At 73.5% G+C, this 18,546-nt stretch carries 17 protein-coding genes; 8 read left to right on the plus strand and 9 right to left on the minus strand.

From position 1 onward, the window contains the following. Positions 1 to 39: 39 nt before the first annotated feature. From DTB53_RS24490 to DTB53_RS24500, 3 genes are read left to right on the plus strand one after another with little or no spacing between them, the layout of a single operon-like run. Positions 40 to 1,089, plus strand: coding sequence for an ABC transporter substrate-binding protein (locus DTB53_RS24490; RefSeq protein WP_012382091.1), 1,050 nt, complete (start codon positions 40 to 42; stop codon positions 1,087 to 1,089). After that, a complete protein-coding gene (locus DTB53_RS24495; protein ID WP_012382092.1) occupies positions 1,086 to 2,195 on the plus strand; it encodes a FecCD family ABC transporter permease in 1,110 nt (369 codons plus the stop codon). The genes DTB53_RS24490 and DTB53_RS24495 overlap by 4 nt, the downstream gene beginning before the upstream one ends. Further along, positions 2,192 to 2,983 (plus strand): ABC transporter ATP-binding protein, encoded by a 792-nt coding sequence (locus DTB53_RS24500; protein WP_012382093.1) that lies wholly within the window; start codon positions 2,192 to 2,194, stop codon positions 2,981 to 2,983. The genes DTB53_RS24495 and DTB53_RS24500 overlap by 4 nt, the downstream gene beginning before the upstream one ends. A 103-nt stretch (positions 2,984 to 3,086) precedes the next feature. Here DTB53_RS24500 and DTB53_RS24505 read toward each other — a convergent pair whose 3' ends face one another. Beyond that, the gene (locus tag DTB53_RS24505; protein ID WP_012382094.1) at positions 3,087 to 4,142 is read right to left on the minus strand and encodes a PRC and DUF2382 domain-containing protein; all 1,056 of its coding nucleotides are present in this window, start codon (positions 4,140 to 4,142) and stop codon (positions 3,087 to 3,089) included. 213 nt (positions 4,143 to 4,355) lie between these two features. Here DTB53_RS24505 and DTB53_RS24510 point away from each other — a divergent pair, with 213 nt between their 5' ends. Then, positions 4,356 to 5,126: an adenosylcobinamide amidohydrolase gene (locus tag DTB53_RS24510; protein WP_012382095.1), complete on the plus strand. Its 771-nt coding sequence runs from the start codon at positions 4,356 to 4,358 to the stop codon at positions 5,124 to 5,126. 15 nt (positions 5,127 to 5,141) lie between these two features. On the opposite strand, the gene DTB53_RS24515 is transcribed toward DTB53_RS24510, so the two are convergent. The 8 genes from DTB53_RS24515 to DTB53_RS24550 form a co-directional block, all read right to left on the minus strand. After that, positions 5,142 to 6,395 (minus strand): sulfite oxidase, encoded by a 1,254-nt coding sequence (locus tag DTB53_RS24515; RefSeq protein WP_042497763.1) that lies wholly within the window; start codon positions 6,393 to 6,395, stop codon positions 5,142 to 5,144. A gap of 16 nt (positions 6,396 to 6,411) precedes the next feature. Next, positions 6,412 to 7,650 carry a homoserine O-acetyltransferase MetX gene (gene metX, locus DTB53_RS24520; RefSeq protein ID WP_012382097.1) on the minus strand — a complete coding sequence of 413 codons (1,239 nt, stop codon included), beginning with the start codon at positions 7,648 to 7,650 and terminating at the stop codon, positions 6,412 to 6,414. Further along, positions 7,647 to 9,008 (minus strand): bifunctional o-acetylhomoserine/o-acetylserine sulfhydrylase, encoded by a 1,362-nt coding sequence (locus DTB53_RS24525; protein WP_003970964.1) that lies wholly within the window; start codon positions 9,006 to 9,008, stop codon positions 7,647 to 7,649. Before DTB53_RS24525 ends, metX begins: the two co-directional genes overlap by 4 nt. Positions 9,009 to 9,247: 239 nt before the next feature. Beyond that, positions 9,248 to 9,781, minus strand: a complete 534-nt coding sequence (locus DTB53_RS24530) for a thioesterase family protein (protein ID WP_003970965.1) — start codon at positions 9,779 to 9,781, stop codon at positions 9,248 to 9,250. Further along, positions 9,778 to 10,785, minus strand: a complete 1,008-nt coding sequence (locus DTB53_RS24535) for a 3-hydroxyacyl-CoA dehydrogenase NAD-binding domain-containing protein (protein ID WP_012382098.1) — start codon at positions 10,783 to 10,785, stop codon at positions 9,778 to 9,780. Before DTB53_RS24535 ends, DTB53_RS24530 begins: the two co-directional genes overlap by 4 nt. Positions 10,786 to 10,875: 90 nt before the next feature. Next, positions 10,876 to 11,769 (minus strand): beta-keto acid cleavage family enzyme, encoded by an 894-nt coding sequence (locus DTB53_RS24540; RefSeq protein ID WP_003970967.1) that lies wholly within the window; start codon positions 11,767 to 11,769, stop codon positions 10,876 to 10,878. A gap of 198 nt (positions 11,770 to 11,967) precedes the next feature. After that, entirely contained in the window at positions 11,968 to 12,840 is an 873-nt protein-coding gene (locus tag DTB53_RS24545) for a TetR/AcrR family transcriptional regulator (protein WP_012382099.1), read from the minus strand. Positions 12,841 to 12,982: 142 nt separating this feature from the next. Beyond that, positions 12,983 to 13,864 carry an RNA polymerase sigma factor SigF gene (locus DTB53_RS24550; RefSeq protein ID WP_003970969.1) on the minus strand — a complete coding sequence of 294 codons (882 nt, stop codon included), beginning with the start codon at positions 13,862 to 13,864 and terminating at the stop codon, positions 12,983 to 12,985. Between the two features lie 658 nt (positions 13,865 to 14,522). Between DTB53_RS24550 and DTB53_RS24555 the strand changes: the two genes are divergently transcribed. The 4 genes from DTB53_RS24555 to DTB53_RS24570 all read left to right on the plus strand — a co-directional run bounded on the left by DTB53_RS24555 (position 14,523) and on the right by DTB53_RS24570 (position 18,509). Next, a complete protein-coding gene (locus DTB53_RS24555) occupies positions 14,523 to 15,284 on the plus strand; it encodes a GNAT family N-acetyltransferase (RefSeq protein WP_042497767.1) in 762 nt (253 codons plus the stop codon). Positions 15,285 to 15,586: 302 nt separating this feature from the next. Further along, positions 15,587 to 16,846 carry a PP2C family protein-serine/threonine phosphatase gene (locus DTB53_RS24560; RefSeq protein ID WP_012382101.1) on the plus strand — a complete coding sequence of 420 codons (1,260 nt, stop codon included), beginning with the start codon at positions 15,587 to 15,589 and terminating at the stop codon, positions 16,844 to 16,846. Between the two features lie 122 nt (positions 16,847 to 16,968). Beyond that, positions 16,969 to 17,712 carry a TetR family transcriptional regulator gene (locus DTB53_RS24565; protein WP_012382102.1) on the plus strand — a complete coding sequence of 248 codons (744 nt, stop codon included), beginning with the start codon at positions 16,969 to 16,971 and terminating at the stop codon, positions 17,710 to 17,712. After that, the gene (locus tag DTB53_RS24570; protein WP_012382103.1) at positions 17,709 to 18,509 is read left to right on the plus strand and encodes an SDR family NAD(P)-dependent oxidoreductase; all 801 of its coding nucleotides are present in this window, start codon (positions 17,709 to 17,711) and stop codon (positions 18,507 to 18,509) included. Before DTB53_RS24565 ends, DTB53_RS24570 begins: the two co-directional genes overlap by 4 nt. The last annotated feature ends 37 nt before the right edge of the window (positions 18,510 to 18,546 follow it).

Below are 18,546 nucleotides of genomic sequence, written 5' to 3' on the forward strand. Positions count from 1 at the left end.
CGGGCTCCGCGGCTGGGCCCAGAGACACCGAGGTCCTTCGTGCTGCCCACGGCCACCCCTGCCCCGATACGCGCCGCCGCCCTGCTCGCCGCGGGACTCCTCGTGCTCACCGCCTGCGGCGGCGACGGGAGCACCACCACGGCCGCCGGGGGCGGCACGGCCGACGGATTCCCGGTCACGCTCGAGAACTGCGGGCGCACCGTCACCGTGAAGGCGCCGCCCGAGCGGGCGGTCTCCGTCGACCAGGGCTCGACCGAGATCCTGCTCTCGCTCGGTCTGGCGGACCGGCTCGCCGCCACCGCCACCTGGACCGACCCGGTCATGAAGGGGCTGGAGAAGGCGAACGCGGGCGTCGAACGGATCTCGGAGAACCGGCCCTCCTCGGAGAAGGTCCTCGACAAGGAACCCGACTTCCTCTCCGCGTCCTTCACCTCCACCCTCGCCAAGGGCGGCGTCGCGCCCCGCGAACAGTTCGAACGGCTCGGCGTCCCCACCTACATCTCGCCCGCCGACTGCGCGGGCAAGGACAACAGCGGCGGCGGCGACGGAGCCCGCACCGCGCCACTGGCCATGGACAGCGTCTACACGGAAGTCCGGGAACTGGCCCGGGTGTTCGGCGTACCCGAACGCGGCGAGGCCCTGGTGGAGAAGCTCCGGGCACGCGTGGAGCGGGCCACCGAAGACGTCGACGCGTCGGACACCTCCCTCCTCTACTGGTTCTCCGACTCCAAGGCCCCCTATCTCGCGGGCTGTTGCGGGGCGCCCGGCGTCATCACCGAGGAACTCGGCGCGCAGAACGTCTTCGACGACACCCACGACGAATGGCCCCAGGTCAGCTGGGAGACCGTCGCCGACCGCAACCCCGACGTCCTGGTCATCGGCGACCTGACCCGTACGACGCAGACGGCGGAGAGCGCCGCGAAGAAGATCGAGTTCCTGGAGTCCAACCCGGTCACCAGGACCATGGACGCCGTGAAGAACCGCCGCTACGTGCTGCTGAGCGGCCAGGCCATGAACCCGACCATCCGGACGGTCGAGGGCCTGGAACGCGTCGCGGCCGGTCTCCGCGGCTTCGGGCTCGCGGGATGAGCACCGGGAACCGAACGGCGGCGCGACCGGAGCCCGGGGCCCGGGAGCGGGGCACGGCGCCACCCGTCTTCGGGCCCGGCCCCTCCCGGCACGGGGCCCGCCTCGCCGTACCGCTCTGGACGGGCGGGATCCTGCTCCTGCTGGCGTCCGTCGCCGTCGCGGTGACGATCGGGCCCGCCCGGATCTCCGTGCCCGACGTGCGGTCCGTCGTCGCCGCGCACCTCGGGTTCGGCGACTCCGGCCTCAGCCCGATCCGTGACGGCATCATCTGGAACCTCCGCATGCCCCGCACCCTCCTCGCCGCCGTGTGCGGCGCGGGCCTCGCGGTCTGCGGCACGGTGATGCAGTCCCTGCTGCGCAACCCGCTCGCGGATCCCTTCGTGCTCGGCGTCTCCTCCGGCGCCTCGACCGGGGCGGTCGTGGTGGTGGTCCTCGGGGTCGGCGGGGGAGCGGTGTCGCTGTCGGCCGGGGCGTTCGTCGGGGCGCTGCTCTCGTTCGCCCTGGTGCTGCTGCTCAGCCACACCCTCGGCGGCTCCACCGACCGGGTCGTCCTCTCCGGCGTCGCCGCGATGCAGCTTTTCTCCGCCCTCACCTCCTTCGTCGTCATGACGTCCGCCGACGCCGAGCAGACCCGCGGGGTGCTGTTCTGGCTCCTCGGCTCGCTCAGCGGGGTCGGCTGGAGCGAGGTCGTCCTCTGCTCCGCCGTGCTCGCCGTCTGCCTGGTGATCTGCCTCGCCCACGCCCGTACGCTCGACGCCTTCGCCTTCGGTCAGGACGCCGCCGCCGCTCTCGGCGTGAACGTCGCCCGCACCCGGATCGTGCTGCTGTGCGCCACCGCGCTGCTGACCGCGGCCCTGGTCAGCGCGGCCGGGGCGATCGGTTTCGTCGGGCTGGTCCTGCCGCACGCCGCCCGCGCCCTCACCGGCTCCGGGCACCGGCGGCTCCTCCCGGTCACCGCGCTCGCCGGGGCCGTGTTCCTGGTCTGGGTCGACACCCTCGCCCGGACCGTCCTGGACCCGCAGGAGATCCCGGTCGGCGTCGTCACCGCGATGATCGGCGTTCCCGCGTTCGTCCTCGTCCTGTACCGCACCCGGAGCACGTCATGAACCACCCCGCGGACGCCGGTGAAGGACTGCGCGCCGAGCGGGTCCGCCGGGAGGCGGGCGGCCGGCTCATCCTCGACGGCGTGGCCATCACCCCGCCGCCCGGCGCCACCGTCGGACTGCTCGGCCCCAACGGCTCCGGCAAGTCCACCCTGCTGCGGATCCTCGCGGGCCTCCTCGCCCCGGACGCCGGGGTCGTCACCCTGGACGGCAACGCTCTCGCCGGCCTCGGCCGTCGCACCGTCGCCCGCCGGATCGCCGTCGTCGACCAGCACGCGGTCACCCAGGTCGACCTCAGCGTCCTGGACGTCGTACGCCTCGGCCGTATCCCGCACCGCCGCGCCTGGTCCGCCCCCGGCCGCACCGACGAGGACGCCGTCGCCGAGGCGCTGCGGCGCACCGGGCTGACCGGCCACGCCGGGCAGTCCTGGCACACCCTGTCCGGCGGTGAACGCCAACGCGTCCAGATCGCCCGCGCCCTGGCCCAGCAGCCCCGCGAACTCCTGCTCGACGAACCGACGAACCACCTCGACATCCAGCACCAGCTGGACCTGCTCGCGCTGATCGCCGACCTCCCCGTCACCAGCGTCGTCGCGCTGCACGACCTCAACCTCGCCGCGATGTTCTGCGACCGGATCACCGTGATGAAGGCCGGCCGGGTCGTCGCCGGCGGCACCCCCGTCGAGGTCATCACCGAGGAGCTCATCGCGGACGTCTACGGGGTCGGAGCGGTCGTCACCCCGGACGGGCCCGACGGGCGCCCCTCGGTGCGGTTCCTGCCGCGACGCTGAGCGCGTACGGCGCCGGACAGCCCGCCGGGCGGGCCCGTGAGACGGGTCCGCCCGGCGGCCGAGGACGTGGGAGCGGCCGTGTGGCCACCAGAGGAAGTGCCGGTCAGCGGCGACGCCCCTGGCCGAACTCGCCACCGGCGTCCTTGCCCTTGCCCATCTCCGTACCGTCCGCGTAGTCGATCTTCTCCTTGCGGACCTCGGCGGAGACCTCCTTCTGCTCGGTGACCCGGTTGGTCTCCAGCCGGACCCGCTCCACCGGCACGGCCTCCTTGCGCACCGTGGCGCGCTCCGCGTGCAGCGTCACCTCGACGTCCTGCTCGCCGAAGTCCGTGGTCCCGGCGGTCTTCTCACCGGGCTGCATCGGTTCGCGGACCACGCGGACCTCTTCGTGGGAGACCGGCACGGTCCGGGTGACCTCCTCGGTCACCACGTACTTGTGCAGCCGTGCCCTGCCGCTCTCGTACTCCTCCTTGCCGACGTGCAGCTGCTCCTCGGAGCGGATCATCTCCTCGCGGCCGCCCATGTCGGCCGACCGGGACGTGCCCGCACCGGCGCCCGCCAGCGGGCGCCCCGCGGTGGAGGCGTCCGTGTCGCGGTGCTTGCCCGTACCGCTGTCTGCTCCTGCCATGCCCGCGGCTCCTGTCGTTCCCACGCCGGCCGCTCCGGCGCTCGTCCCCACCGTGGTGTCCTTGCCGGTCGCCCTGGCGCCGGGGGGCGTCCTGGTCCCACGGGCCGCGCCCGCCGCACCGGCGGCGCCCGCCGCCCCCATGGCCCCGGTCCCGGCGGCGGTCGGCGCGTCCGTGCCCGCCGTCCGGTTCTCGCCGAGGTTGCCGGACTTCCTGGTCAGGCCGTAGTGCCGGTACAGCTCCTCCTCCTCGGCCACGGAGAGGTGCGCGTCGGCGTCCACGCGCGGCGCATCCTTGACGCTGTCCTTCGGATGCGCGACGTGCAGGTCGGAGCCCACCCGACGGGCTCCGGCGAGCGGGACGAAGCTCTCCTTCATGCCGAACAGGCCGGTCTTGACCGTGACCCAGTCGGGCTTGCCGGTGTCGTCGTCGACGTACACCCGGCCGACGCTGCCGACCTTCTCGCCGTCGTTGTCGTACACGGTCAGACCGTCGAGTTCTCCGGAATCCGTGAAACCGTCAGCGGCTCCCATAACCGATTCCTCCTCTCGGGCACGCCCTGTGGGTGGCTCCACCAGAGGTGGCGCGTCCGGATTCCATCGCGCCTCACCCACATGGACGCTGCAACCGCCCGCTTGCCCGGATCAGGGCTCCCGGATGCCCGGCGCGGAGCCCCGGGCCCGTGCGGCGGCACCGGGCCGCCCCCGCACCCGTTAGGCCAATCGGGTGAGGCGCCGGTCCCGCATATGATCGGGCGGACCGTGGCGGCGGAACGACGGACCACCGCCGACCCGCCGAGCCACCAGGGGTGCGCCATCTCTCCCGTAGACCTCCGGGCACCCGCGCACCGCGGCGAACTGCGCGACCGCCACGAGGACGGGCACCGCCTCCATCACCTCGTGTGGCGGCTGGGGCCCGGCCTGCGGGTGTGCAGCAGCGCGGTTCTCGGCGGCGGCATCGGCACCCGGGCCTGGATCCTCAACGCCCAGGTCCCCGGTGGCTACCCACGCCTCGACCCGGACCGGCACCTCGCCGAGATCGCCGCCGCGGAGGGGCTCACCGGGCCGGGCGCGGGGCTGATGACCGCCGCCGACGTCGCCGCGTACACGACGGGCCAGGACGGCGGGGTCACCGCGACGGTCACCGCCGGCCTCGGCGTACGGGGCTGGGCGGCGGCCCCGGAGACCGCCTCCCCGGACACGTGTCCGGGGCCGGAACGGGCCCCGGCATCCCCGTTCCGGCCGGGCACGGTCAACATCGTCGTCACCCTGCCCGTCGCGCTCTCCGACGCGGCCCTCGTCAACGCGGTCGCCACCGCCACCGAGGCCAAGGTGCAGGCCCTCCTGGACGCCGGACTCGACTGCTCGGGCACCCCCACGGACGCCGTGTGCGTCGCCGCTCCCGAACCGGGGCCCGACGGCGGCGAACCCTTCGCCGGACCCCGGTCCGCCTGGGGCGCGCGGATCGCCCGCGCCGTGCACACCGCCGTACTCGCGGGGGCCCGCACGGCACTGTGACGGGCTCGGGCCGGGTCAGTCCACGGTCACCGGATGCCGCACCACCGCGTCGAACAGGTAGCCCTGCGTGTTGTGGGCGGTGGCCACCGGCTGGGTACGCCCCGAGCGGTCCGTCGCCCGTGCCAGCAGCACGACCGGGCCCCGTTCCCTCGGCACCCAGTCGGCCGTCCAGCGCACCCAGCTCCCGGCCCGCGGCTCGTCCCGCAGCCGGGCCGCCCGCCAGCGCGCTCCGCCGTCGGTGCTGACCTCCACGGCCCGCACGGGCGCCCCGCCGGACCAGGAACGTCCGGTCAGCAGTGTGCGCCGATGGGTGCGGAACGCGGCGCCCGGGGCCAGCTCGAAGGCGCTCTTGAGCGTCTGCCGGGTCAGCGGCGCGCTCCCCTCGGGCGGATGGCCGGGACCGAACAGCCGGTAGAGGCCGGTGTTCCACGGGGTGAGCAGCGGCCCGGAGCTCACCTCGATGTCCCCGACCCACTTGATGTTCGCGATACCCACCCACGACGGCACGATCAGCCGCACCGGACAGCCGTGGTCGGGCGGCAGCGGCTCGCCGTTCATCCCGTACGCGAGCAGCACGTCGTCCAGGGCCTTCGCCACGGGCAGCGGACGGCGCACCCGCCCCAGGTTCACCCCGTCGGTGACGACCTCCGCGTCCAGGCCACGCGGCAGGACGTCCACCGCGTGCCGCCCGATCCCCGCCCGGCGCAGCACGTCCGCCAGCCGCACCCCGTGCCAGCGTGCCGTCCCGATCGCCCCGAGCGTCCAGGCGGTCCCGCTGACCGCCTGGCCCTGCTGCGAGGCGAAGTAGCTGCGGCCGTTGCCCGCGCACTCCACGAACGCGGTGCGCGTCACCGGGGGAAGGGCCAGCAGATCGGCGAAGGTGAAGTCCACCGGGCCGCCGCTCAGCCCGTCGCCCCAGACCGTCAGCTTCCAGTCGGCCCGGTCGATGCGCGGGGTGGCGGTGTGATTGCGGACGAAGAACCGGTCGGCGGGTGTCAGCAGCCCGGTGTCCCGCAGGGCCTCGAACTTCGTCTCCGCGTTGGTGCCGCGCAGCGTGAACAGCTCCGGGGGCAGCGGCTTGACCACGCCGGGCAGCCCGTCGGCGGCCCGCGCCGGTGCGGCGACCGAGGCCAGCGGCACGGCGGCCGAGGCCGCCGCGACCAGCTTCAGCAGATCGCGGCGGTCGATCCCGGCGGAGCGTGCCCGGCCGCCGGTCCACTGCCGCATCCGTATCCGGTCGTAGACGTCCTCGGTCGGAACGGGGCTCATGGAGGCTCCTCGCGGTTCAGGGGGGAAGGGGAGGGGAGGCGGACGTCGACGTGGAAGCGGAGAGGGAGGGCGTGGGGACGGGATGCGGGCGCGGTTGCGGCAGGCTCGCGAGCAACTCCCGCACGAGCAGGCCCACCTGCTCCGTCTCGATGAGGAACCCGTCGTGCCCGCAGGGCGAGGCGATGGTGCGCGCGGCGTCCGCCCCCGGCAGCAGTGCGGCCAGGCGCTCCTGCTGCGCCGGCGGATACAGCCGGTCCGAGTCGACCCCCGCGACCAGGGCGGGCATGTCCGCACGGCGCAGCGCCCGGGCGGTCCCGCCCCGGCCCCGGCCGACATCGTGGCCGTTCATCGCCTCGGTGAGCGTCACATAGCTGCCCGCGTCGAAGCGGTGCACCAGCTTGTCCGCGTGGTGGTCGAGATAGGACTCCACCCGGTAGCGGCCGCCGGCCCCCGGCCGTTCCCCGGGCTGTGCCTTCCTTCCGAAGCGGGAGTCCAGCTCGGGTTCGGCGCGATAGGTGATGTGGGCGATGCGGCGCGCCTGTCCGAGCCCCAGATGCGGGCCGCCGCCCGGGGGCGCCGCGTGGTAGTCGCCGCCCCGCCACCCCGGGTCGGAGCGGATCGCGCCGACCTGTACCGAGCCCCAGGCGATCTGCTCGGCCGAGGCCGCCGCCGGGGCGGCGAGCACGAGCAGCGAACCGGTGCGCCCGGGCCTGCTCACCGCCCACTCCAGGGCCCGCATGCCGCCCATCGACCCGCCGACGACGGCCGCCCACCGGTCGATGCCCAACGCGTCGGCGAGCGCCGCCTCGGCCGCCACCTGGTCCCGGACGCTCAGATAGGGGAACAGCGGCCCCCACGGCGTGCCGTCGGGGCCGGGGGAGGACGGTCCGGTGCTGCCCTGGCAGCCGCCCAGGACGTTGGGCGCGACGACGAACCAGCGGTCGGTGTCGAGCGCCCGGCCGGGACCGACCAGCGCGTCCCACCAGCCGGGCGTCGGATGCCCCGGTCCGGCCGGTCCGGCCACATGGCTGTCGCCCGTCAGCGCGTGCAGCACCAGCACCGCGTTGGACCCGTCCGCCGCCCGCTGCCCCCAGGTCTCGTACGCCAGGCGCACCCCCGGCAGCCGGACGCCGGACTCCAGGGGCAGCGGGTCCTCGATCGCCGCCCAGCGGCGGCGACCGGGCGGATCCCCCTCCCGCCGGCCTCCGGAGGCCGGCGGGAGGGGGAAGGCGCGGTGCGGGTCCCGCCGGTTCAGGACGCCGCCTTCGCCGCCCGGAAACCCGCCTCCAGGTCGGCCTTGAGGTCGTCCACGTTCTCCAGTCCCACCGACAGCCGCACCAGACCGGCCGTGGCGCCGGTGGCGAGCAGTTGCTCCTCGGTGAGCTGGCTGTGCGTGGTGGAGGCCGGGTGGATGATCAGACTCCGTACGTCACCGATGTTGGCGAGGTGGCTGAACAGCTCGACGGCGTCCACGAACCTCCGGCCCGCCTCGACCCCGCCCTTCAGCTCGAACGCCAGCACGGCCCCGGCCCCGCGCGGCAGGTAGCGCTGCCCGGCCTCGTACCAGCGGTTCGACTCCAGGCCCGCGTAGTGCACGGTCTCCACCTCGTCGCGCCCCTCCAGCCAGCGGGCCAGCTCCAGGGCGTTGGAGGTGTGCCGCTCCAGCCGCAGGCTCAGCGTCTCGACGCCCTGGAGCAGCAGGAACGCCGAGTGCGGCGAGAGGGCGGGCCCGAAGTCGCGCAGCAACTGCACCCGGAGCTTCACCGCGAACGCGCCGGGGCCGAGGTCCGGCCAGTAGCGCAGCCCGTGGTAGCTCGGGTCGGGATCGTGGAACTCGGGGAAGCGTTCGGGATGCGCTCCGAAGTCGAAGGCGCCGGAGTCCACGACCACGCCGCCGATCGTCGTGCCGTGCCCGCCGAGGAACTTGGTCGCCGAGTGGACCACGATGTCCGCGCCGTGCTCGATCGGCCGCAGCAGGTAGGGGGTGGGCACGGTGTTGTCGACGATGAGCGGAACCCCGGCCGCGTGCGCGGTGTCCGCGACGCCCCGGACGTCCAGCACGTCGCCGCGCGGATTGCCGAGCGTCTCGGCGAAGAACGCCCTCGTGTTGGGCCGGACCGCGGCCCGCCACGCCGCCAGGTCCTCCGGGTCCTCGACGAACGTCACCTCGATGCCGAACCGGGGCAGCGTGTGACGGAAGAGGTTGTAGGTGCCGCCGTACAGCGAGGGGGAGGAGACGATGTGGCCCCCGGCCCCGGCCAGCGTCAGGATCGCCAGCGTCTCGGCGGCCTGCCCCGAAGCCAGCGCGACGGCGGCGACCCCGCCCTCCAGCGCGGCGATGCGCTGCTCCAGGACGTCCTGGGTGGGGTTGTGGATGCGGGTGTAGATGTTGCCCGGCTCGGCCAGCGAGAACACGTCGGCCGCGTGCTGCGTGTCGCGGAAGACGAAGGACGTCGACTGGTAGATCGGCACCGCCCGGGCGCCGGTCGTCGGGTCCGGGGCGGCGCCGGAGTGGATCTGCTTGGTCTCGAACGACCAGGCTGCGCCGGGCTCCTGACGGTGCTGGTCCTCGGGGGTGTGGCCTGCGGTGACGGAGTCGAGGGGCTGGCTCATGTGGTTCCTCGCACGGAGCGGTGACGGCTGAATACGGACCGTAAGCCGCACCGGGCGCCCCCGGAAGCGTGACGCCCGCCCGGCCACGAACCCGCAATGGCGCGTCACCTCCCGCAACACGGTGGCAACGCGGAAGCCACACCCGGCCGCTCCGGGCCCCCGCCCGCCCTCGGCCGCCGACCCGGGTCGACGCGGCCGGGAGGAGGGGAGCGGGGATGGTGGGAGAGGGCGGAGACGGCTCAGCGGGCCGCCGGGACCTCGGCGATCGAGCGGCCCGCCCACGCGGGTGCCGGTTCGACGAGCGCGGCCAGCCGCTCCCGTACGGCGTCCGGGAAGGGGACGGTGCGCCCCGCCCGCTGGTCCACGTGGAGGGCCAGCAGCTCGCTCGTCGCCACCGGGGCGGCATCCGGCTCCGGTACGCCGTCCGGCGCGTCCACCGCGTACAGCTCGTGGCTGAAGCGCGCCTTCTTCGCGTCCACCCCCAACAGGCGTGTGCGGACGGCGAGATGGGCGCCCTCGGCCACATCGCGGAGATAGCGCAGATGGGACTCGACGGTGTAGAGCGAGCAGCCGGTGCTCTCCCGGTACCCGGCGTGCAGGCCGGTCTCGATCATCATCGCGTCGGTGGCGTACCCGAAGACCAGGACGTAGAACGCCTCGCTCATGTGGCCGTTGTAGTCGATCCACTCCGGTCGCACGGTCCGGTGGAGCAGGGGGAGTTGTGTGGCCTCGTCGGTCGCGGCCGTCTCCTGCGTGGTGGCGTGCTCGCTCATCGGGCCGCCTCCTCGGCGGACCGGGGGAGCCGGCCCGTGGCCCGCAGGACGTCGATGACGCCCCGGTCCCGTTCGGCGACCAGATCGGCGATGCTCCGGCCGTCGGCCGCCTCCTCGCAGCCCGCCACCACCGCGTCGTACAGCGCCCGGTCCAGTTCCGGCGCCTCCAGCCGGGTCCAGGGTGACGTGAGCGACGGGCCGAAGTGGTCGAGCATATGGGCCATCCCGCCTTCGCCGCCCGCGAGCGCGAAGGTCAGCATCGGTCCCATGACGGCCCAGCGGAGCCCCGGGCCCTCGGTGATCGACGCGTCGATCTCCGCCACCGTCGCCTCGCCGTTGGCGACCATGTGCAGGGCTTCGCGCCAGAGGGCCTCCTGGAGCCGGTTGGCTATGAAGCCGGGCACCTCGCGTTCCATGGTGATCACGGACTTGCCCGCGACGGCGTAGAAGCGCGCGGCCCAGTCGACCGCGGCGGGCGCGGTCCGTACCCCGCCGACGACCTCGACGAGGGGGATGAGGTAGGGCGGGTTGAAGGGGTGCCCGACGACGAGCCGCCCCGGGTCGGCGGCCTCCGTCTGCATGTCCGTCATCGGGTAGCCGGAGGTCGACGAGGCGATCACCGTGCCGGCGGGGGTCGCGGCGTCCAGCCGGGCCAGCAGATCGCGCTTGAGGTCCAGCTTCTCGGGTGCGCTCTCCTGGACGAACTGGGCGTCGGCCACGGCCTCTTCGAGGGTGGAGGTGACGGTCAGCCGGTCCTGCGACGCGCCTTCGGCCAGTCCGAGCTGTTCGAGCGCGGGCCAGGCCGCGGCGATGAGCCGGCGCAGCCGGACGGCCGCGTCGGGGGCCGGGTCCCAGGCGGTGACGTCGTATCCGCGGGCGAGGAAGTGGGCGGCCCAGCCGCCGCCGATGACCCCGGTCCCGACGCAGGCGACACGTCGTACGTCCTCCGGGGCGCAGGGGGCGGCGGGGCCGTCGGTCGTGGCGGCAGAGGGGGTGACAGTCACGGGCGACACTCCAGAAAGGTGGGGGAGGGAGGAATCAGTGGGAGAGACAGGGGGGGAGGGGCAGGGGAGTCAGGGGGAGAGGGAGGGTGGTCAGGGGCGCGGGCGCAGGCCGAGCTTCGCGCGTGCCTCGTCGGGCGTGGCGACCCGGGAGCCCAGGGACTCGGTGATCCGGACGGCGCGTTCCACCAGCTGCCCGTTGGTGGCCTTGACCCCCTTGCCCAGATAGAGGTTGTCCTCCAGTCCGACCCGGACGTGTCCGCCGAGCAGGATCGACTGGGCGACCCAGGGCATCTGCATCCGGCCGAGTGCGAAGCTCGCCCACTGGGCGCCCGGCGGAAGCAGGTTGACCATCGACTGGAGGACGCCCGGGTCGGCGGGCGCGCCCCACGGAATGCCCATGCAGAGCTGGAAGACGGTGGGATCGTCGAGCAGTCCCTCGGCGAGGAGCTGCTTGGCGAACCACAGCTGCCCGGTGTCGAAGATCTCCAGCTCGGGCCGGACCCCGAGCTCCTGGATGCGCTTCGCGCCGGTGCGCAGCATGTCGGGGGTCGAGACGTAGAGGTTGCTGCCGTCGCCGAAGTTGAGCGAGCCGCAGTCCAGGGTGCAGATGTCCGGCAGCAGCTCCTCGACGTGCGGCAGCCGTTCGAGACCGCCGACCAGATCGGTCCCCGGCAGCCGGCGGAGCGGGGCCTCCGGGTCGATGACGAGGTCGCCGCCCATGCCGGCGGTCAGGTTGATGACCACGTCGGTGCCGGTCTCCCGGATCCGCTCGACGACCTCCCGGTAGAGCCGCGGATCGCGGGAGGGCGCGCCGGTCTCCGGCTCGCGGACATGGATGTGCACCACGGCGGCCCCGGCCCCGGCGGCCTCGACGGCGGAGGCGGCGATCTGCTCGGGCGTCACCGGGACATGGGGGCTGCGGCCGACGGTGTCGCCGGCTCCGGTGAGGGCGCAGGTGATGATGACGTCCTGGTTCACGGGCATGCGGGAACGTCTCCTCTCGGGGAGTTCGGGGAGTTCGGGGAGTTCGGGGAGTTCGGGGAGTTCGGGGGGTTCAGGGGGGGCTGGGGGTCGGGAGTCTCGGGCTCGGGAGTCGGGCGCCGGGCGTGCCGGGCGTGCCGGGAGGCCGGGGGAGGAGGGGGAAGGGGAGGGGGGAAGCGTGTACGGGGCGGCTGCCGGGTGTCAGTCGGCAGCGGGTGCCGCCAGACAGGCGCTCACGTGGGCGATGAGCGCGTCGTGCATGGTCTGTGCGCCGGTGCCCGGGTGGCCGGGCGCGGTGGCCAGGACCTGGGAGGCCAGGCCGTCGATGAGCGCGGTGAGGGTGAGGGCCGCGCCGTCCGCGTCGACCGGGCGGAACACGCCCTGTCCGACGCCGCGACGGATCACGTCGGCGACCGTTCCCCGCCACTGCCGGTAGTACTCCACGTGGAGCTGTCCGACCGTGGTGGACCGGGCGGCCTCGGCCCACAGGTCGAGCCAGACACACCACTGTCGCCGCTGCTGTTCGGTGCGGGGCGTCTGGAGTTCGATCAGCAGCCGCAGTTCGTCCCCGGCGTGACGGGCGCCGGCCGTGGCGTCGGCGCGGCGCCGGGTGTCCTCGTCCATGCACCAGCGGACCGCCGCCTCCAGCAGTTCGTCACGCCCGGGGAAGTGGTAGTGGATCGCCGCCGTGCTGGTGTGGCAGGCCGCGGCGATGTCCGCGACCCGGACGGCGTGGAAGCCGCGTTCGGCGATGAGCCGGACGGTTTCGCGCACGATCTGGAGAGGCCTGCCGCCCTCCGTCGAGGCCGGGGGCAGGCGAGGGGCCGACGGCGAACGTACGGTCGACGGCGTCGCCGCCGCACCGGCCGCAGACCCGAGCAGCCATCCCACGTCCACGCCGCCGGTGTCCGCGATCCGGGCCAGTTCGGCGGCGGTGAAGCGCCGGGTGCCGTTGAGGGACCGGGAGAGCTTCGACGGATCGATGACGATCCGCCGCGCGAATTCCCGCGCGCTCACACCCGCCGCGTCGATCACCCGCCGGACCCGTGCGGCCACCTCGTGCTGTTGCTGCATGGTCAGCCACCGTAACGACGTGTTGAGAAAACCTCAACACGAGTAAGGGGGAAACATAAATGAGAAGGGGTGTTGCGGTTCTGACTGATGCATCAGTCAGAACCGCAACACCCCTCCTCCGTGCTGTCCGCCCCGGCGGCGGTCACTCCTGGACGAGCATCCCGCTCCGCAGCTTGCCCAGCATCCGGCTCAGCAGCCGGGACACGTGCATCTGCGAGATCCCCAGCTCCGCGCCGATCTGTGCCTGGGTCATCTCCTGGCCGAAGCGCATGTCGATGATCCGGCGCTCCCGCTCGTCCAGTTCGTCCAGCAGGGGTGCGAGGGCGTGGAGGTTCTCCACGGCCTCCATGGCGGGGTCCGGGTCGCCCAGCACATCGGCGAAGGTCCGCCCCGCGGTCTGGCCGGGCCCGGCCTCCGCGGTGTCGGTCGGCATGTCCAGGGAGCCCGCCGTGTAGCCGTTGGAGGCGACGATCCCCTCCGTGACCTCGGACTCCTCGATCCCCAGGTACTCCGCCAGCTCCTTCGCCGTGGGGTCCCGGTCGAGGACGCCGGCCAGCGCCTCCTTCGCCTTGGCGAGGTCGACGCGCAGTTCCTGGAGGCGTCGCGGCACGTGCACGGCCCAACTCGTGTCACGGAAGAACCGCTTGATCTCCCCGACGATGTACGGCACCGCGAACGAGGTGAACTCGACCTCCCGTGAGAGGTCGAAGCGGTCGATCGCCTTGATCAGCCCGATGGTGCCGACCTGGACGATGTCCTCCATGTCGCCGCTGCCCCGGTTGCGGAAGCGGTTGGCGGCGAAACGGACGAGGGACAGGTTCATCTCGATCAGGGTGTTGCGCGCGTACTGGTACGCGTGGGTGCCCTCCTCCAGAGTCTGGAGGCGGTCGAAGAAGAGGCGCGAGAGCCGGCGCGCGTCCATCGGGGCGACCTTTCCGGCGTCCTCGATCCACGGAAGTTCCCCGGTGGTGCCCGCCTGCTCCCTGTCGGCCGTCTGCGCGGTCCGTGCGGTCTGCGCGCTCATGTCGGCTTCACGCTCCCCTGGTTCGTAGGCCCTGAGGTCTGTTCGCCTTCCCAGAGGCTCGGCTCTCATGCGTCGAAGAGAGAGTTGATCCGGCCATCAGGAATGAGTTGGCTTGAAAGGGGAGCAGTTCGGATCTGATGGGCGGTCACCCGCGAGGTGCGAACCGTGAGGTGCGCGTCGCGTGCCGAGCGGCCCGGGCCGAGGGGTGCGGGCCGCAGGACGCGAGCGGAAAAGTGCAGGTGGAGGGCGTATGCGAGGGGCCCACGTGAGGGATGGCGCGCAATGAATGCGCAAACAACCGCCCCACCGGTACGGGGGAGCCCGGTGGGGCGGTCGCCACCAGAGTGCCACAGACGGGGGGTTGTTGGGACCGGACCGGCGCGTATCAGCCTACGGATGAGTCGATTTCGCCGCTCACCCGTCCGGGTGTACGCCGGGGGCTCGGGGAGGGCGCAGGGGCTGTCGGCTCCCGGCGGTGCGGGCCCGGCACGGGGACGGAGGGCCCGCGCCCCGATGATTGCGAGCCCGTGAACAGATGGGCCGCACGGAATACCAGCCGTGGCCACCGGCATTTCCCGCCTGGTGGGTGCGCCGTTCCCGACCCCGGAGCCCCGCTGCCGAGAACCGTGCGATGGACGGAACGAGAACGAGGAAGACCATGACCCAGAACCGCACCAGGCCCCGGACCGACGATCCTTCCAGGCTCCATCCCCTGGACAACCCTGCCCGGTCCTCGCTCACCGGCCCGCACGCCCACTTCGCCGAGAGCCGCGGGCGCGTCCTGCGCTATCCCGCCGACGTCACTCCCTGGCTCGCGCTCCCCGACGCCCCGGAGGCCCGGGACTGGGCCGACGTCGCGGCACTCGCGGGGCCGGGCGGCTCCGTCGCCCTGGCCGCGTTCCAGGAGCCGCCGCCGCGGGACTGGGAGATCGTCTTCCGGGCCGAGGGCGTCCAGCTGGTCGACGCGTCCGTGGACGCCGCGCCCGATCCGGAGGCGGTCCCGCTGGGACCCGATGACGTGCCGGAGATGCTGGACCTGGTGGCGCGCACCCGCCCCGGACCCTTCCTGACGCGCACGGTCGAGCTGGGCACCTATCTGGGCATCCGTCGAGGTGGCGCGCTGGTGGCGATGGCGGGGGAGCGGCTGCATCCGCCCGGCTTCACGGAGATCAGCGGTGTCTGCACGGACGAGTCCGTACGGGGGCAGGGGCTGGCGAGCCGGCTGGTCCTGGCGGTCGCGCACGGGATCCGGGAGCGCGGCGAGACGCCGTTCCTGCATGCCTCCGCCTCCAACACCGGGGCCATCCGGCTCTACGAGTCCCTCGGCTTCGGGCTTCGCCGGCGTACGGAATTCCTCTCCGCGCTCGTCCCCGCCACGCTCCCGTCCGCCGACGCCGGCCGCAGAGCCTCACTGCGCTGACCGATACAGGACCACGAGCATCGAACACGCGGGCACAGGAGAACGGAGGACCGAGCGCCGGCGCGGACCCGGGTACCGGGGTGCCCGGTATCCGTGCGACGGGGCCGGGGCCTGAGGCGCCTCCGGTACGGGCCCCGGGTCCCGGGGCGGAAATCCCTGGCGGGACCTTCGGCAGCCGCTCGGGGCCCTAAGCCCTCCTGCGCGGACGCCCGTAACCCGGTCAACTGGAAGGGACCGGCCGAACCGCGGGCGGCGCCGAGAGATCAGCGGGAGGACATGCCGTGCCCATGAGGTTCCTGGACATGGCACAGAAGTGGAGCGGGCCCCGGAGCGGTGCCGCGCCCGGGGCGGACGGGGTCGGGGCGGCGTCCCGGAGCCGGATCGGCAACTGGGCGCTGGTCGGCGGTCTCTCGCTGCTGACCGTATTCGTCGTGTTCCTCGACATCAGCACGGGCAACGACCTGCGGGTCGTGCCGCTGCTCGTCGTCGTCCCCGCGCTGGCCTCCGTCTACTGCAGCCTCCGCCAGACCATCTGGATCGCGGTGTGGATCACCACGGTCGTCGTCGGGTTCCGGGCCGGGGCGGACGGGACCTTCTGGGACTTCGTCTTCGGCATCGGATTCGCCGTACTGGCCTGCGCGCTCGGGGTCGCCGCCTGCGCGGCGCGCATCCGGCACGCCACCGAGATGGCGCGCCTCCGGTCCGCCGCCGTCACTCTCCAGCGCCAGATCCTGCGGCCGCTGCCGGTCGGTACCGACCACGTCGTCGCACACGGGCTCTACGAGCCGATCGAGGAGGACCGCTTCGTCGGCGGGGACATCTACGAGGTCGTCGAGTCGCCCTACGGGACCCGGGTGATCATCGGGGACGTCCAGGGCAAGGGGCTCGCGGCCATCGGCGCCGGGTTCGCCGCCATCGCCGCGTTCCGTGAGGCGGCCATCCGCGAACCCACCCTCACCGGAGTGGTGGAGGCGCTGGAGGACGCCGTCGTCCGGCACAACGTGTTCTCCGCCCAGACGGGCGAGGCCGAACGCTTCGTGACCGCACTCGTCCTCGGGTTCGACGAGGGCGGCCGGGTGGAGGTCGTGAACTGCGGGCACCTGCCGCCGCGCCTGCTGCACGGGGGCCGGTCCTCGGCCGTCACGCTCCACCGGACGTACGTCCCCCTCGGCCTCGCCGGACTCAGCCGGGAGACCCGCAGAACCGAGTCCTTCGACTTCCCGCCGGGCGCGACGCTCCTCGTCGTCACCGACGGGGTGACCGAGGCCCGCGACGCCACCGGCGCCTTCTACCCGCTGGACGAGCGGATCGGGGCCTGGGCCGGGCACGGGCCGCGCGAGCTGCTCGACGCGCTCCACGTCGATCTGGAGGAGTTCTCCGGAGGCGTCCGACGCGACGACATCGCCGCACTCGCCCTGCTGCGCACCCCCGCCGACGGAGGGCGGCCCACGGTGGTGGCCGCGGCGGTCTCCGCCGATGCCGCGCCCGACGCCGCCGCGTCTCCCGGTGGGGCCGCCGCAGCGGGCGAGGCCGGGGCCCGGCGGCGGCCCGCCGCGGTCTGAACGCGCTTCGTGAGCCCGCGGCACGCACCCCTGAGGCCCCCCACGACGTTTCCGTGACGTCACCATGATGTCCCCACGAGACGAATGTCGCGTGGGGACATTTTCAGGTGTACGGTGCATGTATGACTCCGGAACGGAAGATCCCGGATCGGCGCGGCCGCAAGGCGCGCCGCACCCGTGACACTCTGGCGCAGGCCGCGTTCGAGCTGGTGCTCGACCGGGGGCTGCGGAACGTGACGGTCGAGGAGATCGCGGAAGCCGCGGACGTCGACCGCCGCACGTTCAGCAGGTACTTCCCGAGCAAGGAGGCCGCGGCCCTCGACTCCCTGCGGGGCGACGGCGACCGCATCAACGCGGCCCTGAAGGCCCGCCCGGCTCCCGAACCGCCGCTCCTCGCCTACCGCCGTGCCGTCCTCGACTGGCTCGCCGATCCCGGGGCGGAACCCTGGCACCGACGCCCCCGGATCTTCGACCTGCTGGTCGTCGCCGAGAGGGAGCCGACGCTCTACGCCGTCTTCCACCACATCCGGGTGGATGCCCAGGAGGACTCGATCGCCATCGTCGCCGACCGGCTCGGCGTCGATCCCCGACAGGACATCCGCCCCGCCGTGACCGTCGCCGCAGGAGCGGGCGCGCTGCTCGCCGCCCAGGCCGCCTGGGTGCGCGGAGGCCGGCCGGCCGCGCTGCCCGACCTGGTCGCCGAGGCGTTCGACGCGCTCTCCGCCGACCTGCTCGGAGATCCGCCACCCGCCCCGGAACAGCGCCTGCCCCCACCGGGACAGCTCCGCGACACCGCCGGGACCGCCGACACCACCAGTCCCACCAGCCCCACCGAAGAAGCAGAAGGAACCGAGGCAACACCATGAGCACCGAGCACAGCGCCACCCCCGCGGCCGAGTCGAAGGCCGAAGCCCCGGCCGAGTTCGCGGGCCGCACCGCCCTCATCACCGGCGGCGCCTCCGGCATCGGCCTCGCCCTGGCCCGCCGGCTCGCCGCCGGCGGCGCGGCGGTCGTCGTCGCCGACTACGACGAGGAGAGCGCGCGCAAGGCCGCGGCCGAACTGGAGAGCGCCGGAGCCAGGGCCGCCGCCGTCGCGATGGACGTCACCGACCCGGCCTCCGTCGAAGCGGGCGTGCGGTTCGCGGTGGACACCTTCGGCGCCCTCCACCTCGCCGTCAACAACGCCGGCATCGCGGGCCCCAGCACCCCCACCGGCGCGTACCCGGTCGAGGACTGGAACCGTGTCGTCGCCACCAACCTCAGCGGCGTCTTCCACTCGATGCGCTACGAACTGCCCGCCATCGTCGCGGCGGGCGGCGGCGCGATCGTCAACATGTCCTCCATCCTCGGCACCAACGGCTTCGCCGGGTCGCCCGCCTACGTCGCGGCCAAGCACGGAGTCGTCGGCCTCACCAAGACCGCCGCGCTCGAATACGCCGGTCAGAACGTCCGGATCAACGCCGTCGGCCCCGGCTTCATCGACACCCCGCTCCTGCGGAACACCGACCCGGGAGCCCGTGAGCACCTGATCTCCCTGCACCCGGCGGGGCGGCTCGGCACCGCCGAGGAGGTCGCCGAACTCGCGGCCTTCCTGCTCTCCGAGAAGGCCTCCTTCATCCACGGCAGCTACCACCTGGTCGACGGCGGCTACTCCGCCCCGTGACGGAGCCCGAGTGGCGCGCGGGGGACACGGGGGCGAC

It is taken from the genome of Streptomyces griseus, from assembly GCF_900460065.1.
Taxonomy (GTDB): Bacteria; Actinomycetota; Actinomycetes; order Streptomycetales; family Streptomycetaceae; genus Streptomyces; species Streptomyces griseus.